22 protein-coding genes and 2 pseudogenes are annotated in these 26,044 nt (G+C 48.6%); 18 read left to right on the top strand and 6 right to left on the bottom strand.

Translation table 11 applies throughout. The features are described from left to right. Window positions 1–365: 365 nt before the first annotated feature. From FTO70_RS07300 to FTO70_RS07280, 5 genes are all read left to right on the top strand, one after another. Window positions 366–1,637: a BatD family protein gene (locus FTO70_RS07300; protein WP_255335089.1), complete on the top strand. Its 1,272-nt coding sequence runs from the start codon at window positions 366–368 to the stop codon at window positions 1,635–1,637. Window positions 1,638–1,768: 131 nt separating this feature from the next. After that, complete coding sequence (locus FTO70_RS07295; protein ID WP_255335088.1) at window positions 1,769–2,881, top strand: cell division protein FtsZ; 1,113 nt, start codon at window positions 1,769–1,771, stop codon at window positions 2,879–2,881. Between the two features lie 609 nt (window positions 2,882–3,490). Further along, window positions 3,491–4,657: an iron ABC transporter substrate-binding protein gene (locus FTO70_RS07290; RefSeq protein WP_255335087.1), complete on the top strand. Its 1,167-nt coding sequence runs from the start codon at window positions 3,491–3,493 to the stop codon at window positions 4,655–4,657. Between the two features lie 18 nt (window positions 4,658–4,675). Further along, window positions 4,676–5,746: an iron ABC transporter permease gene (locus FTO70_RS07285; protein WP_255335086.1), complete on the top strand. Its 1,071-nt coding sequence runs from the start codon at window positions 4,676–4,678 to the stop codon at window positions 5,744–5,746. Beyond that, window positions 5,743–6,528, top strand: a complete 786-nt coding sequence (locus FTO70_RS07280) for an ABC transporter ATP-binding protein (protein WP_255335085.1) — start codon at window positions 5,743–5,745, stop codon at window positions 6,526–6,528. The genes FTO70_RS07285 and FTO70_RS07280 overlap by 4 nt, the downstream gene beginning before the upstream one ends. Before the next feature lie 106 nt (window positions 6,529–6,634). On the opposite strand, the gene FTO70_RS07275 is transcribed toward FTO70_RS07280, so the two are convergent. The 5 genes from FTO70_RS07275 to FTO70_RS07255 form a co-directional block, all read right to left on the bottom strand. Beyond that, window positions 6,635–7,093, bottom strand: coding sequence for a 30S ribosomal protein S15 (locus FTO70_RS07275; protein ID WP_255335084.1), 459 nt, complete (start codon window positions 7,091–7,093; stop codon window positions 6,635–6,637). A gap of 395 nt (window positions 7,094–7,488) precedes the next feature. Beyond that, window positions 7,489–8,712 (bottom strand): hypothetical protein, encoded by a 1,224-nt coding sequence (locus FTO70_RS07270; RefSeq protein ID WP_255335083.1) that lies wholly within the window; start codon window positions 8,710–8,712, stop codon window positions 7,489–7,491. A 56-nt stretch (window positions 8,713–8,768) separates the two neighbouring features. Then, entirely contained in the window at window positions 8,769–9,335 is a 567-nt protein-coding gene (locus FTO70_RS07265) for a hypothetical protein (RefSeq protein ID WP_255335082.1), read from the bottom strand. Beyond that, a complete protein-coding gene (locus FTO70_RS07260; protein ID WP_255335081.1) occupies window positions 9,322–10,053 on the bottom strand; it encodes a hypothetical protein in 732 nt (243 codons plus the stop codon). The genes FTO70_RS07265 and FTO70_RS07260 overlap by 14 nt, the downstream gene beginning before the upstream one ends. Further along, entirely contained in the window at window positions 10,050–10,559 is a 510-nt protein-coding gene (locus tag FTO70_RS07255; RefSeq protein WP_255335080.1) for a hypothetical protein, read from the bottom strand. Before FTO70_RS07255 ends, FTO70_RS07260 begins: the two co-directional genes overlap by 4 nt. A 141-nt stretch (window positions 10,560–10,700) precedes the next feature. Between FTO70_RS07255 and FTO70_RS07250 the strand changes: the two genes are divergently transcribed. Beyond that, a complete protein-coding gene (locus FTO70_RS07250) occupies window positions 10,701–10,847 on the top strand; it encodes a hypothetical protein (protein ID WP_255335079.1) in 147 nt (48 codons plus the stop codon). Here the strand turns inward: FTO70_RS07250 and hisS are convergent. Beyond that, complete coding sequence (hisS, locus tag FTO70_RS07245; protein WP_255335078.1) at window positions 10,825–12,060, bottom strand: histidine--tRNA ligase; 1,236 nt, start codon at window positions 12,058–12,060, stop codon at window positions 10,825–10,827. The two genes, FTO70_RS07250 and hisS, sit on opposite strands and share 23 nt — an antisense overlap. 698 nt (window positions 12,061–12,758) lie before the next feature. Between hisS and cobD the strand changes: the two genes are divergently transcribed. From cobD to FTO70_RS07185, 12 genes and pseudogenes are all read left to right on the top strand, one after another. Continuing rightward, complete coding sequence (gene cobD / locus FTO70_RS07240; RefSeq protein WP_255335077.1) at window positions 12,759–14,249, top strand: threonine-phosphate decarboxylase CobD; 1,491 nt, start codon at window positions 12,759–12,761, stop codon at window positions 14,247–14,249. Continuing rightward, window positions 14,246–15,250 (top strand): cobalamin biosynthesis protein, encoded by a 1,005-nt coding sequence (locus FTO70_RS07235; RefSeq protein ID WP_255335076.1) that lies wholly within the window; start codon window positions 14,246–14,248, stop codon window positions 15,248–15,250. The genes cobD and FTO70_RS07235 overlap by 4 nt, the downstream gene beginning before the upstream one ends. A 228-nt stretch (window positions 15,251–15,478) precedes the next feature. Beyond that, complete coding sequence (cobZ, locus tag FTO70_RS07230) at window positions 15,479–16,021, top strand: alpha-ribazole phosphatase CobZ (protein ID WP_255335075.1); 543 nt, start codon at window positions 15,479–15,481, stop codon at window positions 16,019–16,021. A gap of 17 nt (window positions 16,022–16,038) precedes the next feature. Next, window positions 16,039–16,881: an adenosylcobinamide-GDP ribazoletransferase gene (cobS, locus tag FTO70_RS07225; protein WP_255335074.1), complete on the top strand. Its 843-nt coding sequence runs from the start codon at window positions 16,039–16,041 to the stop codon at window positions 16,879–16,881. Then, complete coding sequence (locus FTO70_RS07220; protein WP_255335073.1) at window positions 16,866–17,477, top strand: NTP transferase domain-containing protein; 612 nt, start codon at window positions 16,866–16,868, stop codon at window positions 17,475–17,477. The genes cobS and FTO70_RS07220 overlap by 16 nt, the downstream gene beginning before the upstream one ends. A gap of 22 nt (window positions 17,478–17,499) precedes the next feature. Further along, the gene (locus FTO70_RS07215) at window positions 17,500–18,231 is read left to right on the top strand and encodes an ABC transporter ATP-binding protein (protein WP_255335185.1); all 732 of its coding nucleotides are present in this window, start codon (window positions 17,500–17,502) and stop codon (window positions 18,229–18,231) included. 2 nt (window positions 18,232–18,233) lie between these two features. Beyond that, the gene (locus FTO70_RS07210; protein ID WP_255335072.1) at window positions 18,234–19,196 is read left to right on the top strand and encodes a SufD family Fe-S cluster assembly protein; all 963 of its coding nucleotides are present in this window, start codon (window positions 18,234–18,236) and stop codon (window positions 19,194–19,196) included. An 81-nt stretch (window positions 19,197–19,277) separates the two neighbouring features. Continuing rightward, window positions 19,278–19,667, top strand: coding sequence for a hypothetical protein (locus FTO70_RS07205; protein ID WP_255335071.1), 390 nt, complete (start codon window positions 19,278–19,280; stop codon window positions 19,665–19,667). Window positions 19,668–21,170: 1,503 nt separating this feature from the next. Then, the gene (gene mtbC / locus FTO70_RS07200; RefSeq protein ID WP_255335070.1) at window positions 21,171–21,821 is read left to right on the top strand and encodes a dimethylamine corrinoid protein MtbC; all 651 of its coding nucleotides are present in this window, start codon (window positions 21,171–21,173) and stop codon (window positions 21,819–21,821) included. Window positions 21,822–21,826: 5 nt separating this feature from the next. Beyond that, window positions 21,827–23,233 (top strand): annotated as a pseudogene (gene mtbB / locus FTO70_RS07195) ([dimethylamine--corrinoid protein] Co-methyltransferase). 555 nt (window positions 23,234–23,788) lie between these two features. Continuing rightward, window positions 23,789–25,276: pseudogene (gene mttB, locus FTO70_RS07190) on the top strand ([trimethylamine--corrinoid protein] Co-methyltransferase). Window positions 25,277–25,295: 19 nt separating this feature from the next. After that, window positions 25,296–25,949 (top strand): B12-binding domain-containing protein, encoded by a 654-nt coding sequence (locus FTO70_RS07185; RefSeq protein WP_255335069.1) that lies wholly within the window; start codon window positions 25,296–25,298, stop codon window positions 25,947–25,949. Window positions 25,950–26,044 lie beyond the last annotated feature (95 nt).

Raw genomic sequence — 26,044 nt, 5'->3', positions numbered from 1 at the left:
AATAAAACCTTTTTTATCCTTATTTTGCCCATATTTCACCTATTTTGCCTTCATCTACCTCCCTTTTACTCTAATTTACCTTAATTTACATTCATTCTCTTGATTCGACTTCCAAAACACCGAAAAAATAAAAAAGGGAAACAGAATATAGAGGAGCAGAGAAAATATAAAAATATAAAAGAACACAATAAAATCAGAAAATGGAACCAGGTTAAATGTGAATTATATAATAAAAAATGAGAAAAGATCACAAACTTTATATCTGGTTTTGTTGAAGATATTTAAGGTCACGAACCGGAAAAATATTAAGAGGAGAAAAACCTGCCGTAAATAGCTCTTTTTATCAGGTCTTTGAGGTAGCAGAAGTGAAACTAAAAAGGATCCATATACCTGTTTTGTGTGCGTTTCTTATCCTGTTGATGCTTGGCAGCGCAGCTTCAGCAAGAACCGAAATATATGACGGGGATATTGAAGAAGGAGACGGATACCAGCTTAACAACTACGTGATCGAAATTACGGACGTCTTCGTGGAAGCGAATACCGCCTCTTACTACGTGTACGAAAGGAGCAAGTTGATCGAGGACGGCCTGCTCGATATAAATGAAAGCGTTGAGTTTGAGTTTGGGGATGAGGGTGAAATCCAGATGCGCCTGAAATCCGTACACTCAGGAAGCGTCCTTCCCAGGGCCACCGTTGAGATCACGATGTCCAACTACAACATGGGAGACCTCTATGTAAACGAAGTCGTCGACGGAGGCCATTCCGAGGCGACCTTTGCAGGGGACCCTGACCTTGAAATTACAAAAGATGTGGACAAGTCCGAAGTAAATATCGGTGAAAGTATAACCGTGACGGTAAAAGCAAAGAATACCGGAAACGATGTTGCAAGAAATGTCCTGTTTACCGATCCAAAGCAGGAACATTTCATTCTGGAAGAAACCACATACGAAATTTCAAGTACAATTCCGGAAATCGGGTACCAAAAATCGACCCCTGAAACCCTCGTATATATATATAAGTTAAAGGCAACTGAAGCAGGAACCTTCAAACTTAAAGCGGTCACTGCGAGTTACACCAACAGTGCTGACCAGATCTACCAGTCCGCTTCGAACATGCCCTCTATAACCGTAATCGAGGGAAATAAGCAGAGCGCAAGTATTGAAGCTTCAATGAATGTGGATCTTTTATCCGTTGAAAGAAACGGGAAAATAACCTCAACTGTTATACTGAAAAATACAGGTGATGCCCCTGCACAGGCAGTCCGCCTCGACATCAAGGTTCCCGATGGGCTCGAGTACATGGGAGGGGACGAAGGCATTGAAGTAGTAGGCGGAAACCCCAGGATCTACATTGATACGCTTCAGCCGAACAATGACAAGGAGTTCAGGTACACCCTGAAAGCAAATGACATTGGCACCTACAGCATCAACTCGGAGCTCTCTTACGAGTACAATAACGGGAGAGATGCCGCAAACATCAAGGAAACCGGCGAAGCGACAACCCCCAGTATTTATGTGATGAAAGGAAAGTTAGATTTCCTCTTCGAACAGCCGATATATGTATATATAATCCCCATACTGATCCTTGCAATCGTGGGAGTACATGTATACAGAAAGCACAGAGAATACAAGTACTAAATATATATAATCAGGAAGAGTTATCAGGAGTTATCAAAGGATAAAGCCCGGTAATTGCAGGCTTTGCGCTGTAAAAAACCGTGAATAACCCGGACAGGGAAAGGCGAACATACCTAAAATGGAGGAGTTTTTTGCTCAACATACTGGTAATAGGAAACGGGCAGTGCGGTAACAGGATTCTGGATTCCATAAACAAACACGCTTTCGGCGGGGGAAAAAGCGGCAAGCTTGCCAAATTTTATTCCAAGCAGAAGTATAAAAGCCGGGTGGAAACCATTGCAATCAACACTGCTGTCAATGACTTAAAAGAGATGCGGTTCACAAAAGCGAAGGACCGAATCCATATCCCTCACCTTCACGGAGTCGGCGCTAACAGGAACATAGGAAAGCAGGTCTTTGACGAGAAAAAAGAAATGATCATGCGCCAGATCGAGGAAAGGGGCAGTTTTGACATTGCTTTTGTACTGACCTCGGCATCCGGAGGCACCGGTTCTTCATTTACCCCCCTTCTTGTAAAAGAAATGAAAGAACGCTATGATTATCCCGTTTACTGCATTGTAGTCCTCCCCTTCAGGGAAGAAGGGACCCTCTACCTGCAAAATGCAGCCTTTTCTCTCAAAGACATCCGGGCAAGTGGCGCGGATGGGATCATCCTTGCGGACAACCAGTACCTGAAAAACATCGGAGGAAGTATCCAGGAAGCCTATAACGGCATCAACGATATGATCGCCGAACGCATCCTTTTCCTGCTTGATGCCCTGGACAGCGAAATGATGATGGTAACGGACCTCGGAGACTTCAAGACGGTTATGAGCGGGGGTGCAGGCCTTGCAACCATTGGCTTTTTCAGGGCTGAAAAAGAACTCCCTGTCAAGACCGCCATCCAGAACGCCCTTTCCCCCTCAGGTCTGCTCTTTTCCACCGATGTCTACGACGAAGCCAGCAGGGCAATGGTCATCATAAAAGGCGACCGAAAATACTTAAGCATCGATGACATCTCAACGGAAATCGAAAAACTTTCCGGAGCCGTCGGGCATGTCTTTAAAGGAATAGTCGTGTGTAACGGGGAATACCCCCAGGTCCTCTCGGTCCTCACTCTGGAATCCGCCCATGAGCTCGAAAAACTCTACAATGTGGCTGTCCAGGCAATTCACCATGAGAAAGCGAAAAAGCAGAGGGTAGAAGAAGGAGCCGAAGTGGATAAAGCATTTGCGCAGATAGATGGGCTTGAGCCTGAATACTGAAATTCAGGTTACTCCCCTTTTACCTGATTCCACTTTTTTATTACAAACTTTTTTGTTACAAACTTTTTTGTTACAAACTTTTTTGTTACAAACTTTTTTGTTACAAACTTTTTTGTTACAAACTTCCTTATTCAAACTTCCTTATTCAAACTTCCTTATTCAAACTTCCTTATTCGAACTTCCTTATTCAAACTTTTTTTAGGAAAGTTCATTATATTAATTCCAAGTTTTTTAATTAACCCAAATTATTAGAGTGTCTTTTTAGTTATGCAGAAAAATCGGGCCTGATGAGTGGTTGTTCATCCGGTTCTAAGTTCAATCATTTGCTTATTGAACTAAAGCCCCTGGCAAGTTTGCAATTTAATACTTGAATAATTTTTGATGCTATATATAATACCCGGGAGAAAAGTCATCAAATAATTATAATATGTTATGAGAAGTTATGATAATAACAGGTTCTCCAAAAATCAGTTGATATTAGAAGAATTGATAAGAAAAGTTTAATTAATCACATATTTTTTAAAAATCAGTTGATATTAGAAGGGTTGATAAGAACAATTAGATAATTTTATGTAATACTTTTTCTCTATCAGAATAGAGGAAAGTATTATGAAAAAACTTTGTCGTAATAAATTAGCGAGCATCATTCTCATAGGAATGCTCATCGTTGCCCTGGTCGTAAGCTCGGGGTGCACGAGCAAATCCGCACCGGTCCAGGAAGAAGGTTCAACTTCAGAAGAGTCCGGAGAAGTCACGATCACCGATGGATTTGGCAGGGCGGTCACCATACCCGCAAATGTTGAAAGTGTCGTGTGCTCCGGGTCCGGGTGCCTGCGTTATCTCGTATACCTGCAGGCCCAGGACCTTATAGTCGGAGTTGACAGCATAGAGACAAGGGACTCAGAGATTGAAGGTCGTCCATACGCCCTTGCAAATCCCCAGCTAAAGAACTATCCCCTGATAGGCGAGTTCAGAGGAAATGATGACCCGGAGAAGATCATTGCAATCAGCCCGCAGGTCATCCTCAAGGTAGAGACGGTTGATCCTGCAGCCAGCATCGCGGATGCCGACGAGCTCCAGGAAAAGACCGGTATTCCTGTAGTTGCCTTCCCCTACGGGTCTATGCGGAACGAAGAGGATAAAGCTGATATGTACAGTTCGCTCCGGTTAATGGGAGAAGTCGTTGGAAAGGGGGAAAGGGCAGAAGAAGTGATCGCTTACTTCGAAACGACACTGGAAGACCTTGACAGCCGGACAGCAGACATTCCCGAGTCCGAACAAAAGGATGTCTATGTAGGCGGGGTGAGTTATGCAGGAGCTCACGGGATTATTTCCACAGAGCCGGCATACGCACCGTTCCTCTGGGTACATGCGGATAACGTTGCAGCAGGAATGGGCATGGATCACGCCGACATCGCCAAAGAAAAACTCATTGAGTGGGACCCGGAATATATCTTCATAGACATCGGCACTACCCAGCTGGGTGACGGCGGAGCCACCAGTGAACTTAAGACAGATCCATCACTAACAGGGCTCTCGGTTGTGAAGAATGGCAATATTTACGGAGTGATACCCTACAACTACTACAACACAAACTACGAATCAGTGCTTGGAAACGCTTACTTTGTAGGGAAAGTCCTCTATCCGGACCGGTTTGAAGATATTGACCCGAAAGCCAGAGCAGATGAGATATACACCTTTTTTGTGGGGGAACCGGTATTCTCAGACCTGAATGAGCAATACAATAACCTGGGCTTTGGACAGATTCCGAAGTAAAACGGAGGGTATCAGGAAGTGCACTTTAACGACGGAGCAATCCCTGAGGATTACCTCGGATACGTGCGGCACAAGTCCATCTGTATCCTGGGAGGAACCATCCTCCTCTTCTTTATGTTTGTGTACTCAATCTCTGTTGGGGCTGTAACTATTCACCCTTACGAGGTGATGCAAACTTTGCTGGGACAAAGCGTCTCTACCAAGTGGGATGCAATCATCTGGAACATCCGCCTCCCCCAGGCGCTTGCGGCGGTAGTTGCAGGAGTTGGGCTTTCAGTGACAGGAGTGATAATGCAGTCGATCCTGCGCAATCCTCTCGGGTCACCATTTACTCTGGGGATCTCGAATGCAGGAGCTTTCGGAGCTGCCGTCTCGGTGATCCTCCTCGGGACAGGAAAGATGCAGTCAACTGTTGCAAATGCGGTAACGATCAACAACCCCTACCTGACAACTATGACGGCTTTCCTCTTTTGTCTCCTCGCCACAGGGATAATCCTGATAATCTCCCGGATAAGGGGAGCTTCCCCAGAAGTGATGGTACTTGCAGGTGTTGCGCTTTCTTCCCTCTTTACAGCAGGGACGATGTTCCTGCAGTACTTTGCTGACGACACCCAGCTTGCTGCCGTTGTTTTCTGGACCTTTGGAGACGTAGGGAGAGTGAACTGGACGGAACTGGGGATTATGGCAGGAGTAGTCCTGCTGGCTACCTTATTCTTTGTAGCCAACCGCTGGAACTATAATGCCATCGATGCGGGAGATGAAACAGCAAAGGGACTCGGCGTCAATGTGGAGAGAATAAGGCTTATCGGCATGATCGTTGCGGCTCTGGTCTCGGCGGTAATCGTAGCTTTTCTCGGCGTCATCGGGTTTGTGGGGCTAATCTGTCCGCATATGGTCAGGCGGGTCATAGGAGATGACCAGCGGTTCCTGATCCCGGGCTCTGCCCTGATGGGAGGAATCCTCCTTCTTGTATCGGATACAGCCGCAAGGCTCATAGTAGCACCGTATGTGCTTCCTGTCTCTGTGCTCACCGCTTTCATGGGAGCACCTACCTTTATTTATCTACTTCTCAGGGGGTACCGAAGATGATCCTGAACGTAGAAGAACTCCGGTTTTTATACAGGAACCGGGAAGTGCTCAAAGAGATAGCCTTCAACATCGGGGAAGGGGAAATAGTCGTAATCCTCGGCCCGAACGGTGTTGGCAAGACCACCCTTTTAAAGTGCCTCAACCGCATCCTCCAGCCAAAAGGAGGAGCCGTACATATCGACGGGGAAAATCTCCTCGAGCTTGAAATGATGGAGATCGCACGCAAGATAGGTTATGTTCCCCAGCGCGTGGAAACCGGGAGGCTGACAGCTTTTGATGCAGTCCTGCTCGGGAGGCGGCCTCACATCAAATGGGATATAAGCGAAAAGGACCTGAAGATCGTAGATTCGGTTTTCCGTTTACTTTCGATGGAAAAACTGCGCCTGGCCTACATAGATGAAATGAGCGGAGGCGAACTCCAGAAAGTCGCAATTGCACGTTCGCTCGTACAGGAACCGAAGGTTCTCCTCCTTGACGAGCCTACTAGCAGCCTTGACCTCAAGAATCAGGTGGAAATCCTTGCAATTATCCGGCAGATAGTCCATGAACACCGGATTGCTGCTGTGATGACGATGCACGACCTCAACCAGGCCCTCAGGTATGCAGACAGGTTCATCCTTCTAAAAGGAGGAAAAATTCACAGCTATGGAGGGGCCGAGGTTATCACGCCCCGGGTAATAGAAGATGTATACGGCCTGCCGGTAGTAATAGGAGAAATCGCAGGCATGCGGTGTATAGTTCCAGAAAGCCTGGAATGGGGCTGCACAGGCAGCCATATATAAAGAAAAAAACACCGTTTATAAAAAAGCGAAAGAAAAAAAGAAGGAGGTTTGCCGGAAGGCAAGCCAGCCTTTGAAAAAAAGAATTTGAAAAAAAGATTTCCAGGTTTTACCTGGTAATCATCATTTCTGCGGTCTCGGGCTTGTAGAACCAGTCTTTCGGAAGTACCTTTTCCTGGTGATAGTACTTAACAAGCCTGCGGATCTTGGACTCGGTCAACTGGAGGGAGCGCCTGTTGTGGACATCCTTCTTGTTGATTGAGAGGTGTTTCCTGAGATTGAGGGCCTTTACGATAAGGTTGTAGAGGTCTTCGGGGACACTCGGGGCGACGTTGTTGTCCTTAAGGATAGTCGTGATCTTCTTGCCGGTTACAAGCTTGGCATCGGGGACACCATAGCGGTCCCTTAAGATCATCCCGATTTCCGCTGTTGCGACACCCTGCTTCCAGAGGTCCAGCACAACTGTGGTAACCTCTTCTGCACTCATCTTGCACCACTCGGGGGCCTCGGTTCTGTTGGGCCTGGTGGCACAGGATTTACCTTTTCTTCTGGTATGCATTTTTGCCATTGGTCATTCTCCTGATATCAGTTGATCGATGCCCGGACGAAAAACTATCCGGGATGAAGTTATATCTTTACCGACTATAACGGACCAATCACATCGATCGGAGATATATAATATAATCCGTCACGGCAACAGTTGCCGTATGGCTTTTTACAGGATTCCTGAAAAAGCGGTTTTTCGGTAAAAGCGTCACTACCAAGCACAACATGTGATATATAGTTTGTGTTGGGGAAAAAAGATAAAAGCAGCAGCAGCCCCGTTCTAAAAGGGGAAGAAAAAACCGAAGTCCCGCAAGGGGAGAAAGGCACCCCTCAGGGTTCATTCAAAGAGCAGGTTTATTCAAATTGTGAGTCCTTCAAAGGAGGGGCACGCAAAAGGCAGTCGTGCAAAAGGCATATTCATGCAAAAGGCTCCCAGAGGCTCAGGACTACTCGTGCCCCTCCCGGATTTATCTGCCGGTAGATAGACTCGACCTGGCCATCCCGGAGGGCCTGCGCTTCCGAAAAGTCTTCAGCCTCAAGAATGGCGGAAACCGTGCCGTTGATTTCACCTGAAAACTCGGCTTCAAGCTCTCCTCTTATCTCCTTTTCCAGACAGGCTTCCAGCAAGTCTTCAAGAAGCAGGAAATCGGAAGAAGACATATTTTCAGGACTGAACTCCGGATCGATTTCGAACCCGGTTCCGAGCAGGCCCGCAAAGAAGCCTGCAAACGCATCTTCGGGAGACGGAGAAGTTCCGGTACCTGAGTCTTCCCTTACGCCATAGAGCAGGGTCTCGAAAGACTCGTCCGCCTCCTCCCCGAAAACCGACCCCGTGTATTCAGAAGGGAAAAGCAGTCCTATAACCGTCCCCGCACCTTCAAGGGCTGCGGCATCCAGGGAAGCATTAAAAGCCTCGGAGAGAGTCCGGGCCGCCTCTTCATCGGAAGAATTAAGGGCTGCTTCAAGCACGGAATCATTCACACAGACAAAGAGAGGGTCTCTCGAAGGTGTGGACGTATAAAGAGGCATGGAAAGCTTCACACTCTGCCTGACTGCACCCGCAGGCGCTTCCTCCCCTATAATGAGTTCGCTTCCCAGGGGAAAAGCTTCCACGGGATACCAGTACGCCTCAAAATGGTAGGAAAACCTGCCGGCCAGTTTTCTGTCCAGGTAGGCCCCAATAGCTTCCGAAGTCCGGTCGGAGTAGTCGGCAGCCAGAGGGTTGAGGGAAACGGATGAACCATCATTTGAAAGCTTGAGGGAGAGAGCCAGGTTTTCGGCCGTCAGGTCGGCAAAGGTTCTGTGTCCCTGTTCTTTTCCGAAAAGGGTTTTTGCAGGGCTTTCAACAACAGAGTTTTCAGGAAGGGGAAGCCCGAGCACCGAAAAGGGGGAGATTTCATACTCAAAGCCTTCCAGCTTGCAGGAGAGAAGTGACTCCAGAAGATAGGAGTCAAGTTCCGAACCTGCCACATACCCGGCTGCAGCATACTGTTCCTCTGCCTGCAGGGAAGGCATGAGCAGAATGCCGGCAAGCGAGATCAGCACAAGCAAAAAAAGGGCATCGAAGACCGTTGAATAAGCGGAACAGCATCCTTCCCCGAAATTCACCCCGAGGCGGGAATCTATTTTCATTTCAGTCATTCTCAAAGAAATCATCCCAGGTTCAAAGAAATGTACTCAGATTCAAAGAAATCTACCTAGATCCACCCAGATTCATAGAGCACCACAGTAAAGGTTCCGGGGACCGATTCCGCGGGGTTTAACTCGATGACTACGGGCACGGAGGCAGCAACCCTGTCCTTCCCTTCCAGAAACATTCCCGGGTCCGAATCATCCGGCACAATCCTCCACTCCCACCTGCTGTCCCCTGTCCTGATTTCCACAAGGAAAACGTAGTTTCCGGAAAAAGCTGCAAAAAGCCGCTCTCGTTCCGTTTTCCCTTCAGGGCCCGAAAGCCCGTCGAGGGCCTCAGCCGAGAGCAGGTCAGGGTGTTCTCCCCTGAAGGCAGGATCCCCGGCCAGGTTCCCGGCAAGAAGGGAAGCGCTTTCGTAATTTTCCAGGGTAAAGGAACGGTCTTCGTACCCCTGGTATGCCTGGGACAGCAGGGCTGCAAAAACCACAAAGCCCATAACTGCAATCGCCGTGGAAAGGAGGTCGGCCTGCGGCTCAAGTACGCCCCTCTCATCCCTGATCAGTCCGGACCCGGAAACTCTAAAAATCCTGAGCAATTTTACGCCCGCTGCAAACGGGTCATTGATAGACAAGGACACACCCAAAGGCAGAAACCTTCCCCCCTTCCTGCACATAGATAAATTCCTTTTTTATGAAGATAGTTTTGTCCGTATCCAGAACAGTTTCCTCCATCCCCAGGGCCGAAAGGTATGCCTCAATCTCCGAGTAATTTGCAGGCAGCGGACTTTCTTCCCTTCCCTCTACCCCGAACCGGGAAAGAAGTTTCTCCAGAAGCAAGGTTTCATTGAAAGGCAGGACCCTGAAAGCGAAGGGTTTTACCGCCCTCAAATCCTTTCCGTCAAATTCGCCATCAAGCCGGACATATTCCCCTGAAACATACACTTCTATGCCTTTCTCGAAAGGGGAAGCCAGAAACACCTCATTTTCTTCAAAGGAATAGGCGGCTTCCGAAGGCTCCGCAGGAAAATTCATGGTTCCTACCCCGTCAACGGCAGCTTTGAAGTCCCTGGCAAGGAAATCAAGCCGGTCCCGGGCCTCAAGGGCTCCGAAACCGGCAGCCAGGTGAAAGAGGGCTGCAAAGAGGACAATGCTTGCTACGATAAGGGCTGCTTTCGAGAGCAGAAAATCAGCCCAGGCAGACTCGTCCCCCAGAATACCAGGCCCCGGATGTTTCTCCCTGACCATACATTCCTTCTCAACCGGACCTGACTCAACGACCAGACCTGACTCAACGACAAGGCCTTCATCTCCAAGAATGGAAACCCTTTCCCGGCCAGCTCTTTTTATCATAACCCCTCCGGATCCCCGGAATCGGAAACGAGCACGAAAAGCCTTCCTGAAACGGGTTCGATTCCTGTAGAAAGGACCAGCCTGTGCAGGCCAGAACCGAAAAACACAGGCCCCCTCAGATCCGCATTCGAAAAGGAGGCACCTGCTGAGTAAGAGCTAATCCTCCCCTCAATGCTGACATAATAATTATTCGCATCTTCCGGCCACTGCCCTTCCTTTCCGGGTAGAGCCCCAAAACCCACTGCCGTACCTTCAGGGACCCTGAACTCAAGAGTTACTTTACTGCCTTCCCCCCGAAGCGAGAGTTGTTCGGCAGCTTCTGTGAGCTTTGAGATCTCAGCCAGAGCCTCCCTTTCTTTTGCCCCATCCAGAAAGTCAGAGATGGAAACTGAGGAAAGCAGCAGGAGCAATGCAAAAAGGATGCCTGCCACAGAGAACCTGAAAGGAAGCCCGAAAACTGCAGACTCGTCTGCTGCGATTGAATCTCTTGAAACAAAACCCTGCACTGACGTAGACCTATCCCCTATATCCCGAATAAAGGAAAAATTCCGAGGTTGGAATAAGAAATGTTAATCTGTAAGAATATAAAAAGTTATCCACAAAATAATTCGAACTTGAATTAAAATAGAAATTCGGGACAATAAATAATGAAGAGAATTGGGAAAAAAGAGAAAAAAGAGGAAGAAAATGGAAAAAAAGGAAGAAAAATAAGAAAAAGGAAGAAAAATAAGAAAAAGAAAGAAAATTGGGAAAATAAAAAAAGAAGCAGCTTTACTGCTGCGAAACCTTTTTAATAATCTCATCAAGAGTCAGAAGTTCCTGTTCTCCGGATTTCATGTCCCTCAGGGTGAGTTTTCCGGCTTCGAGTTCCTTTTCCCCGACTATTACCACATAGTCAGCATCGATTGTGTTTGCAAGGGAGAGCTGGGCCTTGAAGTTGCGCTCCATCAGGTCAATGTGGACAGGCACGTATTCCCTGAGCTTGCTTGCGAACTTTATCGCGTCCAGGTGGGTATCTGGCTTCGAGACCATCACCAGTTTTTTCGGTTCGGGGGGTTCGAGCTCGCAGATTTCCATAATCCTGTCAAAGCCGATCCCAAAACCGGTGGATGGAACGTCCCCTCCTCCGAAAAGCTGGATCAGCTGGTAAGAGCCACCTCCACAGACCTGCTTCTGGGCGCCCAGGCCTTCGCCGTAGACTTCAAAGACCATACCGGTATAGTAGTCAAGCCCGCGGGCAATTCCGAAGTCCAGGGTGTACTCAACGCCGTAAGTATCCAAACGGGTAAGGGTCTTTTCAAAACTTTCGAGTTCAGGGATGTTGCCTACAATTTCCCTGACCTCCGGGAGGATATACCTGCCTTCCAGTTTGATCAGCTTGAAGATGTCGGCCTTCAGTTTCTCTTCGGCCCCGATCTCTTCGAGCACGGCTTCCAGGCCTGCAAACTCTTTCTTGTCCACAAGCCTCATGATCTTGCTTACGATCTCGGGTTCAAGCCCCTTCAAAAGCGTACGGATAACGGCAAGGTTCCCGATCTTCATCTCGCCCCTGATGCCCGCAGCTTTAAGCAGGGCTTCGGCAAGGGCAATGACTTCGGCATCAGAATCAGGTTTCCCGCTTCCAATAAGCTCAACCCCGAACTGCCAGAACTCCCTGAATCGGCCCTTCTGCGGCCGCTCGTAGCGGAAGCAGTTTTCGAAGTAGAACAACTTGAGGGGTTTTGGGAAGGACTGGAGCTCGTTTACATAGAGGCGCATGACAGGTGCCGTGAGTTCGGGCCTGAGGGTCATGTCCCTGCCTCCTTTGTCCGTGAAGTTGTAGAGTTCCCCTATGATCCCTTCCCCGGACTTCAGGGTGAAAAGGTCCAGATGTTCAAACGTGGGCGTAATAACCTCACTGTAACCCCAGTTACGGGCAACATTTCGCATGACGCTTTCCACGTACCTTCTCCGGGAAGTATCGGCAGGTAAAAAGTCCCGGGTCCCTCTTGGCCTATTGACTGTCATTTTTAAATGCACCTGATAGCTATCGAATTAAAAGGAATGTCTCAACGGATTGGATTTTATTGAAGTATTTTAAGGATTATTTAAAGGTTAAGGATTGATTTAAAGTAAGCATGTTAAGATTATTTGAAGGATTAAGTCCTCAAGGTGGCAAATCCGCCGACTCATATGTGTAAACCATATATATGTATTTCTTGATTAGCTGAAGTATAGAGAATATACATATTTCTTGATTAGCTGAACTGTACGTTATGCATATTTCTTGATTAGCTGGAGTGCAGGCCCATAAGTCCTGAAGGAGCCCTAAAATTCTTGCAAAGATCGTAGAACCCCTGCAGGAATAAACAACTAATAAGCGACTAATAAACGATTGATAGAGACGGATAAAAGACTGATAAACAACGGGTCCACAGGAATTCCGAAAGTCTCCCAATCTTCTCCAGCTCTTTTGGATGGTAGTAGTCAAAAACATGCTATTTTACTTTTTCGATATTCATCCGGGACCCGTGGTGAAGTACAGTCTTGAGGCAAGATCACAAGACACAAATAAAATATTTATTTTGTAAAATAAAGTAGAATGGATTCCGAAGGCATCAGTTTTCGTGATCAAACAATCCCAGAACAAATAAAGGCAAGTTTGCACTGAATAATATAATAAACAACTTAATATACATGATTCACGCTAAATATTTGCGATCAACGTGTCAGAGCAAAGAAGTGTACCTTTGAGGGAGCATCTGCTAGCCCTGGAGCCCTGCAGGCATGGAGGGTTAATCCAGGAAACTTCGGAGACTTACGGGATTCCTGAAAGCGAAATCCTTGACTTTAGTGCAAACTTTAACCCGCTTGGAAACCCCTTTGAATATCCGGAAAGCGGACTAAACTTTGATGATATTCTAAAAAAGAGCCTCGGAAAAATCCTGGAATATCCGGACAACAGGTACCTTGAGTTCAGGGAAGCTGCTGCAAGGTTTGTAGGGTTGGGAATAGCTCCTCAGAACGTAATCCCGGGCAACGGTTCAACCGAAATTGTCCGGCTGCTTGTCGAATGTGTGATAGAAAAAGGAGACACCGTCCTCCTCCCGTGGCCCACTTTCGGGGAATACGAAATGCAGTGCCGCGTAATGGGGGCAAAAATCGAGTATCCCCGGCAGGACGAAGTGGAAACCCTCCCGGATGAAGTACTGGAAAAGGCAAAAATCCTCTTTATCTGCAACCCCAACAACCCCACAGGAAAACTCCGTACCAGGGAGGAGATCAAGGCCCTGGCAGAGCGCTGCAGGGCACATAAGACCCTGCTCTATGTAGACGAAGCATTTATTGAACTTTCTGACCCTGCCCAGAGCGTTGCAGACCTTGCAGCAAGCAACGACTACGTTTTCGTGATGAGGTCCCTTACCAAGGCCTTTGCAATCCCCGGGATTCGGATGGGGTTCGGGATAGCCTCCCCGGGAATGGCAGAACTCCTGAACACCGCCCGGCTCTCCTGGAACCTGGGGGCAGTGGCAAACGCTGTCGGCACAGCCCTTCTCAACGTGGAAGGGGGGATCGATAACCCTTACCTGAAAAAAGCAAGGGCAATGATCCGGGAAGACGGAGAAAAGCTCAAAGCGAAACTTGACAGGATAAGGGGCTTTGAAGCCGGGGAAGTAAACGTCAACTACATCTTTGTCGATATAAGCAAATTCATGCTTGACTCAAGTGAATTAAGTGCCAGGATGGCAGCCCGCGGCGTCCTTGTCCGGGACTGTGTGTCCTTCCACGGTCTCGGGAAGAATTATATAAGGGTCGCAGTCAGGACCGCCGAAGAAAACGACAGGCTCATAGCTGCTCTCGGGGACGTGATTACCCAGTGGGGAAGGGAACAGGCGAAACACGAACTGCAAAACGTGATTGAAAAAGCCGCCGAAGAAGGCATAGGGGGCAGGAAGACCTGCGAGTATTACCCCTGCCATTTCGAAGGGCAGAACTGCACCTTCTGTTTCTGTCCGTTTTACCCCTGTGAAAATGAGCGGACAGGCGGGAAATGGATCCAGAGTTCCAGAGGAGGCCGGGTCTGGAGCTGTGTAGACTGTCACCTTGTCCACAAAACGGAAATCGCCCAGCAAGTCCTTGACTGCCTCATGCAGGAAGGGGACACTGACGAACTTGTGAAAGTCGCCTGGAAGAAAGTGATGGAGCCCATCTTATGATCTTACCGGACAGCGGACACCTTGCTCTGGTACTCCTGCTTGCGGCAGCTATAGACATATTTTTAGGGGAACCCCCGGCTGCCGTGCACCCTGTCGTGTGGATAGGGAAATTGATAGGGTTTTTCAAAAAGGCAGCCCCGAAAACCCACCGGAAGCTCTACGGCGTGGGAATGGCCCTTTGCTGTGTGCTTTTTGCGTCCTCTCTGGGCTACGCTGTCCTCTATGTTGCAAACCTCCAGGCGGTCCCTGCAGTCCTCGGGCTCCTCATAGAAGCTTATTTCCTGAAAGCCACCTTTGCCATCCGCTGTCTGCTTACCCCCGCCCGGGAGATTTACAAAAACCTGGAGGAAGACAGGTTTGAAAAAGTAAAGGAACTGCTCCCGATCTATGTGAGCCGGGACCCCTCCAAACTGACAAAGACCCAGATGTCTTCGGCAGTCGTGGAGTCGGTATCCGAGAATTACGTGGACGGCATCCTGAGCCCCATTTTCTATTACGCCATATTCGGGGAACTCGGGCTTGTGGCAGCATATGCGTTTAAAGCCATAAGTACCCTGGATTCCATGGTAGGGTACAAAACCGAGCCTTACAGGGAACTTGGGTATTTCTCAGCAAGGTCCGATGACGTACTGAACTGGATACCCGCCCGGATTTCCGTCATCTTCATCCTTGCCGCAGCCATTGCCGTGGCCCTGATTCCCGGAAAAGAAGGCAGAATAAGCCCCCTGAACAGCATAAAAAGCGCTCTTGAAGACGGAATGAAGACTCCTTCCCCCAATTCCGGCTACCCGATGGCAGCTACGGCCGGAGCCCTTGGAGTCAAGCTTGAAAAGCCCAACACTTACGTGCTCGGAGCCGCATATGTCCCTACGGAAGTAAAAGATATAAAAAGGGTGTCCCAATTAATAGCAATTGCTTCAGGGTTCTCACTTGCCGCCTCCGTGGCAGTGATCCAGATCTCAGGGACCTATCCGGCTATCCTGAGCTATCTGTATCTGTAACGCATCCGTATCTGTGAAGCACCCGTATCTGTGAAGCACCCGTATCTGTAACGCATCCGTATGTGACTGAACCCATTTATATCAACCAGCATAAATATTTAAATCCGAACTAACCTTTTTGTAAAGCCGGATTAACCTTTTCGTAAAGCCGAATTAACCGTTTTGTAAAGCCAAGTAATCTTTTAGTAAAGCTGAATAACCGTTTTGACAATTCCCGAAGTGATCATTATGAAGCTATCCGATATTGAGGAGAGGGACCTGAAAAAAGGGCAGCCTGAAGAATTAGAGGGAAAAGCCGCCACCGATATTCTCGATGTCCTGGCAGAAGAAGGCATAAGCGTACAGGACCTTGCTGATACGGCTCTTGAGATGTATGTCCCGCACCCTGGCCTCGAAACCAGGGAAAAGGCCGAAGAAGTATTTAGAAGGGAACTCAAAATAGCCCTTTCGGACCCGAACCTCTGCCTTCTGATTTACTCCGGGGTCCTGCTTGAACGGGAAGGCCGGGCCGGGAAGCTCCCGAACCTCAGCAAAAGCTCCTATGAAAGGGACCTGAGTTTTATTATTGCGGACGAGGTGTTGGGAAACAGCATTGCAAACTACATCAGCGGCTCTAAAGGCACATTCGAATTTGTCAGGTATGACAAGCAAAAGCCGGGCATCCTTGCTACACTGGGCCCCTTCATGGACGATGTAATAGGGGGCCTTATCGGGGGCGTGTCCTCAAACATGTATTCAAGAGCGATGGCAGACTTTGCAAGAAATGAATAAAAAACGGGCGGTACAGCATGAATTCATATTTACTCGCTTTTAAATCTGGTTTTGGCTTCCTTTCCACGATCCCCGTGGGCATCAGCATGGAAGGGATCGATGAACTTATGAAGAAAATATTCTTCTATCCTGTTGTGGGAGCCGTACTCGGATTGCTTATCGGAGCAGCCGCATATATAGGGCAGGCAATTTTTCCGGCATCTATCCTTGCAGCCCTGATAATGGCAGTCATATACTATCTTACGGGCTTTAACCACCTTGATGGGGTCACAGATATAGGGGACGGCTTCATGGCCCATGGGTCGCTTGAAAAAAAAATCAAGGCCTTAAAAGACACGACCCTCGGGACAGGAGGGGTATCCTTCTGTATTCTTCTGTTACTTACGCTTTACGGCTCAATCAGGGCTGTCCTGGAAGAAGGTACGGCAGCTTCAGGCTCCGATCTTCCGCTTCTGCTGTTTGCAGCCATGTTTATCGCTGAGGTCAGCGCAAAGCAGTCCATGCTCACCATTGCCGCATTCGGAAAGCCGATTCCTCCCCCGAAAGATCAGGCTTACCCGGGCCTTGGGGCCATGACTATAAACGGGGCAACCCGGAAGAATTTCCTTATAGGATTCACTTTCGGAGCAGTTGTATGTTCCCTGCCCTTCGGGTTCATCGGGCTGCTCCCTTACCTTGCAGCATGTATCTCGTCCCTGGTGCTCCTGAACCGGAGCTATGCACACTTTGGGGGCTTAAACGGCGACGGAATCGGTACGGCAAACGAAATCGGCAGGGTGGCGGCCCTGATTACTATTGCAATTATCCTGAAACTGACAATAAACGGAAACCTTGGAGGCATGGAATGGACGCTATTATAATGGCAGGGGGATTCGGGCAGAGGCTTGGGATGGGGGAAAAGCCCTGCGTTGAACTGCTTGGAAAACCTCTTATTAGCTATGTAATCGATACCCTTAGAGCCGCAAAGAATATAGACAAAGTCTCCGTAGCAGTCTCACCGGTCACCCCAAAGACAGAGATCATGATCCAGGAGCGCTATAAAGGGGAAGTCCCCGTAATCAGAACCTTTGGCGGGAACTATGTAGCAGACATGATCTACGCCGTAGAAACTTCCGGCTCAGAGGGGCCTGTGATGGTCATCATGTCCGACCTGCCCCTGCTCGACCCGGGGCTGATCGATTCGGTTATCGAGAAATACAAGGAAGAAGGAAAGCCGGCACTCTCGGTTTATGTCCCGATTAATATCTGCAAGGAAGCAGGAATCCGGCCGGATACGGTCTTTAACAAGGATGGAAAGCTCATAGTGCCCACTGGAGTGAACATCCTGGACAGTTCACAAATCCGACAAGAACAGGAAGACTTTAATCTGATATTGAATAATCCCAAACTAGCAATAAATGTGAATACCGTTAAAGACCTGCAGCGCTGCAAGGAACTGCTGCAATGTGCAAATTAAAAAATTGCTAGAGGTGTCATAGATTCTAACCTTAAAAAACCTTACATTAAGCCGTGACGGGAAAAAAATCCTGCGCGGGGTCAACCTTGAGGTAGGTGACCGGGAAATCCACAGTATCATAGGCGCAAATGGCGCAGGTAAAAGTACTCTTGCCTATACCCTGATGGGGCTTCAGGGGTATGAACACGAGGATGGCAGCGTCATCTTTGACGGGGAAGATATCGCAGAGCTATCGATAACCGAACGCGCAAGAAAAGGCATAACCCTTGCCTGGCAGGAACCTGCCCGTTTCGAAGGGCTCAAAGTAAGGGACTACCTCGCAATAGGGGCAAGGGATAACGGCGGAATCACGGAAGAAAAGCTCAAGGAGGCCCTTACCAGGGTAGACCTCAAGCCTGAGAAGTACCTGGACAGGGAAGTAGGAGAGGCGCTCAGCGGAGGAGAGAGAAAGCGTATCGAGCTTGCCTCCATTATCACCATGAAGCCGAAACTTGCCATCCTTGACGAACCTGACTCGGGAATTGACGTTGTCTCCTTAAAAGAAATCGTAGCCCTTATCCAGACCCTCAAGGAAAACGGCTCCTCTGTGCTTGTGATCACGCACAGGGAAGAAATCGCAGCTGCCTCGGACAAAGCTTCCCTGATGTGTGAAGGGGCCATCCTCAGGAGCGGAGACCCCCTGGAAATCAGCGAATTTTTCAAAAACAGATGCATACCCTGTGACAGCCGGGTATCCCCCCCAAAGGTGATCTGACCATGGCCAGGATAACACTGAACGCGCTTTCCCGGGATGATGAAGACATTGCCGAAGCCTATACCGCAGCCGGAGGAGATGCTGCAGTCCTGCACAACCATGAAGCCTCCAGCCTCGTGGTAAGCGGGAATAAGGTGCTCAGCGCAAACGGGACCGAAGGCATTGTGCTCGAAAAGAAAGAGACAGAGCACGGCGTGGACATTAAAATGACCATCCTTAAAGGGTACAAAATCCCGCTGCCGGTCCACCTCTGCTTCGGGCTGATCCCCAAAGACGGGATCCAGGAAATCCTGATGGACTTCGTGGCCGAAGAAGACTCTGAGGTGGAACTCATCGCCCACTGCACCTTCCCTAACGCTGAAAAAGTTGTCCACAAAATGGACGCAAAGATGGTCATCGGAAAGAACGCATCCTTAAAATACACCGAAACCCACTTCCACGGCCCCCACGGTGGCATCCAGGTGCTTCCGAAAGCCCACATAATAATCGAGGAAGGAGGAAGCTATTTCACAAACTTTTCCTTAATTTCCGGCAGGGTGGGATACCTTGAATTCGATTACAGTGTGGATGCCGAAAAAGACTCAATCTGCGAAATGGTCACCAAGGTCTACGGAAAAGCGGACGACAAAATAAAGATCCTTGAGAAAATCTCCCTTAACGGGGAAAATGCCAGGAGCGTAATTAAAAGCCGGCTTGCCATCACCGACAATGCCGAATCCATATTCAGGGGAATTACGGAGGGCCATGCCCCGAGAGCCCGCGGGCACGTTGACTGTATGGAAGTCATCCAGGGCAACGCAAAAGCCGAAGCCGTGCCCATTGTCCGTGTGGACAACCCCCTTGCCAAGGTGACCCATGAGGCTGCCATCGGCTGCGTGGACAAAAAAGAAGTAGAAACCCTCATGGCCCGCGGCCTTGAAGAAGACGATGCAATCGACGTAATCGTGAAGGGAATGCTTGCCTGAAACCCCGGGCATTCCCGTTTTACTTCCAAAACCCGGGGTTTTATCCCAGGAGACCGTTATGGATACGGTTTTACGTACAGAGTGATCCTAAAAGGAGTTGGGAACATAAACAACCAGATAATTATCCTCGGGAAAGTATATTCCGAGAAAGACCTGCAGCTTATCACAGGTAAGAAGGACATATCCGAGCATACAGAAAACATCCCCGAAGAAATGCTGCTTTTAAGTGAAATCATCGAAGACCCCCTGAAACTCCCCCACCTTCTGGAAACGTTCTACACCCTGCAGATAAAAAACGAAAAAGCCTTCCACTTCGCCCTCCTCCGGGTCCAGGTGGATTCGGACCTCAGGATGCACGAAGACATCCAGAAGTACCAGCAGAGAAAGTACGTCGCCGAAACCCTGGAAAAACTGCTCTACGGGGAACTTATGCTTTCAGTCGGGGAAAACTCAGGCCTTGATGAGGAATAATAAAACAGCAACAAAATAAAGTAGCAACAGAATAAAGCAGCAACAAAATAAGCGACACTGTATTCACTGCGTATCCGTTCCTTTTCCTGAATTCTGGCCATTACAAACGGAAGTCGTCATATAATTGTCGTTTTTGCCCCGTGGCATCAGCTCGATCTTTACAAAGGAAAAAAGAAAACAGAGTAAGAAAGAAGACAAAAGAAAGGGAAAAATGTAAAAGCGACCAAAAAATAGTTAAGGCTGCAAACAAAAAAGAAACGAATAAAGTCTGAAAATCACTCGTTTTTTATGTCTCTTTCTTAAATTTCTTATTTAATATTATTTATATCTGGTTTTAATTTCGTTATTATGGGGCACCATAAGGCAAGCTGGCAGAGGCACTCCTTATCAGCCGGACTGAAAAAATGTATCCTGGTTAAGAGAAGTATTTCTCGGACCAGCCGGAGTATTTCAATATGTAGCATAGTATAATATCAACCAATTATAACGAATATATCAACCAATTATAACGAATATATCAACCAATTATAACGAATTACCAACTGATTATTTATTCAGGCTACTATTTTTCACCTGATTGGCCCATTGATTCCAATTTTGTACTAAAAAATATATTGAAACTTCAATCAAGCTGAAATGAATCCGTCCGGACAAAGTAGCTGTAATCCAATCGTTCAGTTGTCTTAAAAACCTTTTTTGATCTATTTTTCAGGCACCAACGCCCTCACCGGCTGCGAAGCTGAAGGCCTTTTTCATAATAATATATCCTGACCATCAAAAAGAATAGCAAGATTACTGAAAAGAGTATTTCGTTGACTAAAAAGTACAATCGTGTGACTAAAAAGTATACTCAAATGACTGAAAGGTACAATCGTGTGACTAAAAAATATACTCACATGACTGAAAAGTATACCAAGACTACCGAATCCTGAGGACTGAAAACTGCATCATGAGGGAGAACAGCAATTTAGTAACGAAGTTCAGTAAGGATTCGCAGTAAAAAATAGATGAAGTTCTGTAATCATGAGTGAAGAAAAGAAAGAAAGCATGAAGATCGACAATCAAAAAAATAAATTTTAGAAGAATATAATTAAATATATTGATTTAAAAGATATTCAATAGGGGAGAAATAAATCCTGGAAAAACGAAACTTCCAGGCAGCCTTTTTTGGGAAGCCTTTCGGGAGATTCATAACGAAATAACTGTTAGAAAAGCCTGAAAAAATAGGATACTTGAGAAAAGTCTTCTGGCACCTCAAGGTTGAACTTCAGGAAGGGGGTGAACCCTGGGAAAGGATTCACAGGCGAATATAGAGTTGGGACTATATTGCGGAAAGAAAAATCCGATCCTTCAGGAAGATAGGAAGAAATAAACCAATTTCCTTGAATGGAGGAACTTCTTTTGGGGAGGATTTTTAATTTGGAAAGGGGGGCAAGGACATTCTTTTCCTGAGAAAAGACTATTCCTGCCCTGAGGATATGAACCCGGATAGGGGGTATGAAAATGGCAAGCAAAGAAGAATTACTTCAGGAACTTTCGGAAGCGATCATTTCCTGCAAGAAGGACAGGGTGATTGCAGCCGTTGAAAAGGCAAAAGAGGTAATGGAACCGGCTGAGATTATTGACAAGGGACTTGCAGCCGGGATGAACGAAGTAGGTGTCCTCTTTGAGAGGGGAAAACTCTTCCTGCCGCATGTGATGATGGCTGCAGATGCAATGACTGCGGGGGTCAAGGTCCTTGAAGCCGATATGCCGGCAGGAGCCCAGAAAAAGACCTTGGGAGTCATCGTTAACGGAACTGTCGAGGGAGATGTGCACGACATAGGCAAATCCATCGTCTCCACGATGCTCCAGTCCGCAGGGTTTGAAGTGTACGATCTGGGAAGAGACGTGCCTATCAGGCAGTTTGTGGACAAGGCAAAGGAAGTAAATGCAAATATGATAGGGCTTTCGGCCCTGATGACCACGACCCTGCAGGGGCAGAGAGAAGTTATTGAACTCCTGAAGGAAGCCGGGATCCGGGATAAGGTGAAAGTCATGGTAGGAGGCGCACCTGCAACCCAGGCCTGGGCCGACAAGATAGGGGCTGACTGCTACGCTGAAAACGCAAGTGAAGCCGTGGCAAAGGCAAAAGAACTGCTCGTCGGGAAGTGAGAGAGATGGCAACTGAATATGCTTTGAGAATGGGGGACGGAAAGAGAATCTTCCTGACAAAAGAAAAAATTATGGAGGAACTGGAGGCTGGAACTGCAAACGCTGCAGACCTCGGGGAAATTCCTGCGCTGAGCGGGAACGAGATAGAAAAGCTGGCTGCAATCCTTATGATGCCCGGAAAAGCTGTAAGCGTTGAGCATGGCATGGAAGTGCCCGTAACCCACGACATCGGGACCATCCGGCTCGACGGGGACCAGGGCAACAGCGGTGTGGGGATCCCTTCCAGCCGCCTGGTAGGCTGCATGATGCACGAGAGGGCTTTTGGCGCAGACACCATGGAACTGGGACACATCGACTACAGCTACAAGCCGGTCAAGCCCGTAGTTTCAAACGAGTGCCAGGCAATGGAAGTCTGCCAGCAGAACATGATTATCCCTCTCTTCTACGGGGCAATGCCCAACATGGGGCTGTACTACACTCCAGACGGGCCCTTCGAAAACCCGGGAGACCTTATGAAGGCCTTCAAGATCCAGGAAGCCTGGGACTCCATGGAGCACGCCGCAGATCACCTGACCAGAGACACGGTCTGGATCATGCAGAAGCTCTTTGCTTCCGGAGCAGACGGGGTGAACTTTGACACAACTGCAGCAGCCGGAGACGCTGACATGTACGGCACCCTGCATGCGATTGAAGCCCTCAGGAAAGAGTTCCCGGACATGTATATAGAAGCCGGAATGGCAGGAGAAATGGTGCTCGGGATGCACGGAGGCCTGCAGTACGACGGCACAACCCTTGCCGGGCTCTGGCCGCACCAGCAGGCACCCCTGATTGCAAAAGCCGGAGCAAACGTTTTCGGGCCTGTAGTCAACACCAACACCAGCAAGACCTCAGCCTGGAACCTGGCCCGTGCAGTGACCTTCATCAAGGAAGCCGTAAAGGTCTCAACCCTGCCCTGCCACGTTGACATGGGCATGGGAGTCGGCGGAATCCCGATGCTTGAGACCCCGCCCATTGACGCCGTTACCAGGGCCAGTAAGGCAATGGTCGAGATTGCAGGCGTCGACGGCATATAGATCGGGGTCGGCGACCCACTGGGTATGCCGATTGCACACATAATGGCTTCCGGGATGACCGGGATGAGGGCTGCAGGAGACCTGGTTGCAAGGATGCAGTTCTCAAAGAACATGAGGATAAAAGAAGCAAAAGAATACGTGGCAAAGAAGCTCAACGTAGACACAATATCCCTTGCAGACGAGTACGTCATGCGTGAGCTTCGCGAGGAGCTTGACATCGGAGTGATCACTTCGGTGCCCGGCGCAGCCAAGGGCCTCGCCGCAAAGATGAACATCGAAAAGCTTCTCGGCATCAAGATAAACTCCTGCGAGCTTTTCAGGAAACAGACAGGAAGGTGATGCCGAAGACTGGAGGAGAATCCCGAAAACCGTAGATAAAACTGTAGATAAAGCCGCATATAACCCTGCTAAAAGCTGCAGATAACCCTGCGAGATCAGGATCCTGCGAAATCAGGAAAAGATTTTTCGATCAGGAAAAGGTTTTAGGGAGATATATACGCGGGGCTAAAAATAAACTGAATATTATAATACATATCCGGAAAAACTTACATGGGGGCATATCCGGAAAAAGAGCCTTAAGATCCGAATTGTACTTAAAAAATAGAATTAAGCGTTCCTTAGACTATCCTGAGGGGAAACAGGCTGGACATTAAAAAAATCTCATAAAGCGGATAGTTTAGACTGTAAAAAAGGAGCTTAAAAGGAACTTACAGGATTCAGAGCCGCTAAAAATCCTAAATCTCAGGATAAATTTTAGGGAAAAAAATTTTCAGGAAAAGATCACAGGGAAAATTTTCAGGAAAAGATCTCAGGGAAAAATAGGGATTTGCCCCAATGAAGATGAAAAACAACTGGAAGCAATGAGAAGAAAATTAGAGAAAAAGGAGAGAGAAAATGGCACAATGTAATGCATTTGCAGGATTTAATTCCCTTCAGGGAGTGGAACTGGGCCTTTTCACCCTGGACGAACTCAAGGCAATCCACTACGCCACAATGGAAGTCCTGATGAATCCAGGAATCCAGGTATCGGATGCCGAGGCAAGGAAGATATTCAAGGAAAACGGCTGTGAGGTGGATGATAAGACCCAGGTCGTAAAGATCCCGGAATATCTTGTCCGAAGAGCCCTTCAGCTCGCACCCTCAAGATTCGTGCTCTGGGGGCGCGACAAGAAGTACAATACCGTTCAGGAAGCCGGGGGCAAGGTACATTGGACCTGCTTCGGTACCGGTGTCAAGATGTGCAAGTACAAGGACGGGAAGTACGTAACCGTGGACTCGGTAGAGCAGGACATTGCAGACATTGCAAAGCTCTGTGACTGGGCCGAAAACATCGACTACTTCTCCCTGCCTGTCTCTGCAAGGGACTGGGCCGGGAAGGGCGCCCAGGACGTCCACGAGACCCTGACCCCGATTTCAAACACTGCCAAACACTTCCACCACATCGACCCTGTGGGCGAAAACGTCGAATACTACTGGGACATCGCAAAAGCCTACTACGGCGGCAACGAAGAAGAAGCCAGGAAGAAGCCTATCTTCTCCATGCTCCTATGCCCGACCAGCCCGCTCGAGCTCAGCGTCAACGCCTGCCAGGTCATCATTAAAGGGGCACGTCTTGGAATCCCCGTAAATGTCCTGAGCATGGCAATGTCCGGAGGGTCTTCCCCGGTCTACCTTGCAGGAACCCTGGTTACTCACAATGCCGAAGTCCTCTCAGGGATCACTCTCGCTCAGCTAACCGTACCGGGAGCCAAAGTCTGGTACGGAAGTTCCACCACAACCTTTGACCTGAAGAAAGGAACTGCCCCGGTAGGATCCCCGGAACTCGGGCTGATCAGCGCATCTGTAGCCAAACTCGCCCAGTTCTACGGCCTCCCTTCCTATGTGGCAGGCACCTAGGCTGACGCCAAGGTCCCGGATAACCAGGCAGGACATGAAAAGACCATGACCTGTCTCCTGCCAGCCCTCTCAGGGGCAAACACGATTTACGGGGCCGGGATGCTTGAGCTTGGAATGACATTCTCAATGGAACAGCTGGTAATTGACAACGATATCGTCAGGATGGTAAAGAAAGCCATGCAGGGAGTTCCGGTTACCACCGAAACCCTGGCTGTGGATTCCATCCAGAAGGTAGGAATCGGAAACAACTTCCTGGCCCTCAAGCAGACCAGGATGCTTGTGAATTACCCGTCCGACCCGATGATAATTGACAGAAAGATGTTTGGGGACTGGGCCGCAGCCGGCTCCAAGGACCTTGCAGCAGTGGCAAACGAAAAGGTAATGGATGTCCTGAAAAACCACGTGGTGCCGCCAATAGATGCGGACATCCTCAAGGACATGAAGGCAGTTGTCGACAGGGCTGACAGGGCTTTTAGAGAGGGCTAATACAAAGGAGGAGATAAAAATGGCTAGCAAAGAAGAGATTATAGCAAAAGCAAAAGCTTCGATCACCGATTTTGATGAAGACATTGCAGCTGAAGCCGCAAACGAAGCCCTTGCTGCCGGGATCGACCCGGTGGAAATTATCGAACACGGCTATACCGCAGGCATGCAGTATGTAGGCGAACAGTTTGAGCAGGGAACCCTTTTCCTGCCCCACGTGCTTGCAGCTGCCGAGGCGATGAAAGCAGGAATCGATGTTCTGACACCCGAGATGGAGAGGCGGAAATCCAAAACCGCAAAGCTCGGAACAGTCGTCATCGGGACCATCGAAGGAGACATCCACTCCATCGGAAAGGACATAGTTGCCTCCATGCTCAACATTGCGGGCTTTGACGTGGTGGACCTCGGAAGAGACGTGCCCATTAAGACCTTCGTTGAAAAGGCAAAGGAACTCAAACCCGACATTATTGCAAGTTCCGCCCTTATGACCACCACCATGGTAAACCAGATCCAGATCGAGGAGCAGCTCAAAGAAGCAGGAATCCGCGATAAGATCAAGACCATGGTAGGGGGGGCTCCGGTCACCCAGGACTGGGCTGATAAAATTGGGGCAGATATCTACGGGGAAAGTGCAACTGATGCCGTAAGCAAGGTAAAGGCAGCCCTTAAGCACTAAAAATATAGAAGAGGGGAGCAGAGAGGCCCCGGGATTCAAATGCCGGTTTTTACCGGTTCTGGGAACTGGGTCCCGGGAACACCTGCCCCCCCCAA

This window comes from Methanosarcina sp. KYL-1 (assembly GCF_024372725.1).
Lineage (GTDB): Archaea > Halobacteriota > Methanosarcinia > Methanosarcinales > Methanosarcinaceae > Methanosarcina.
The sequence above is the reverse complement of the archived record's forward strand: the minus strand, read 5'-3'. Positions and strand labels throughout refer to the sequence as shown.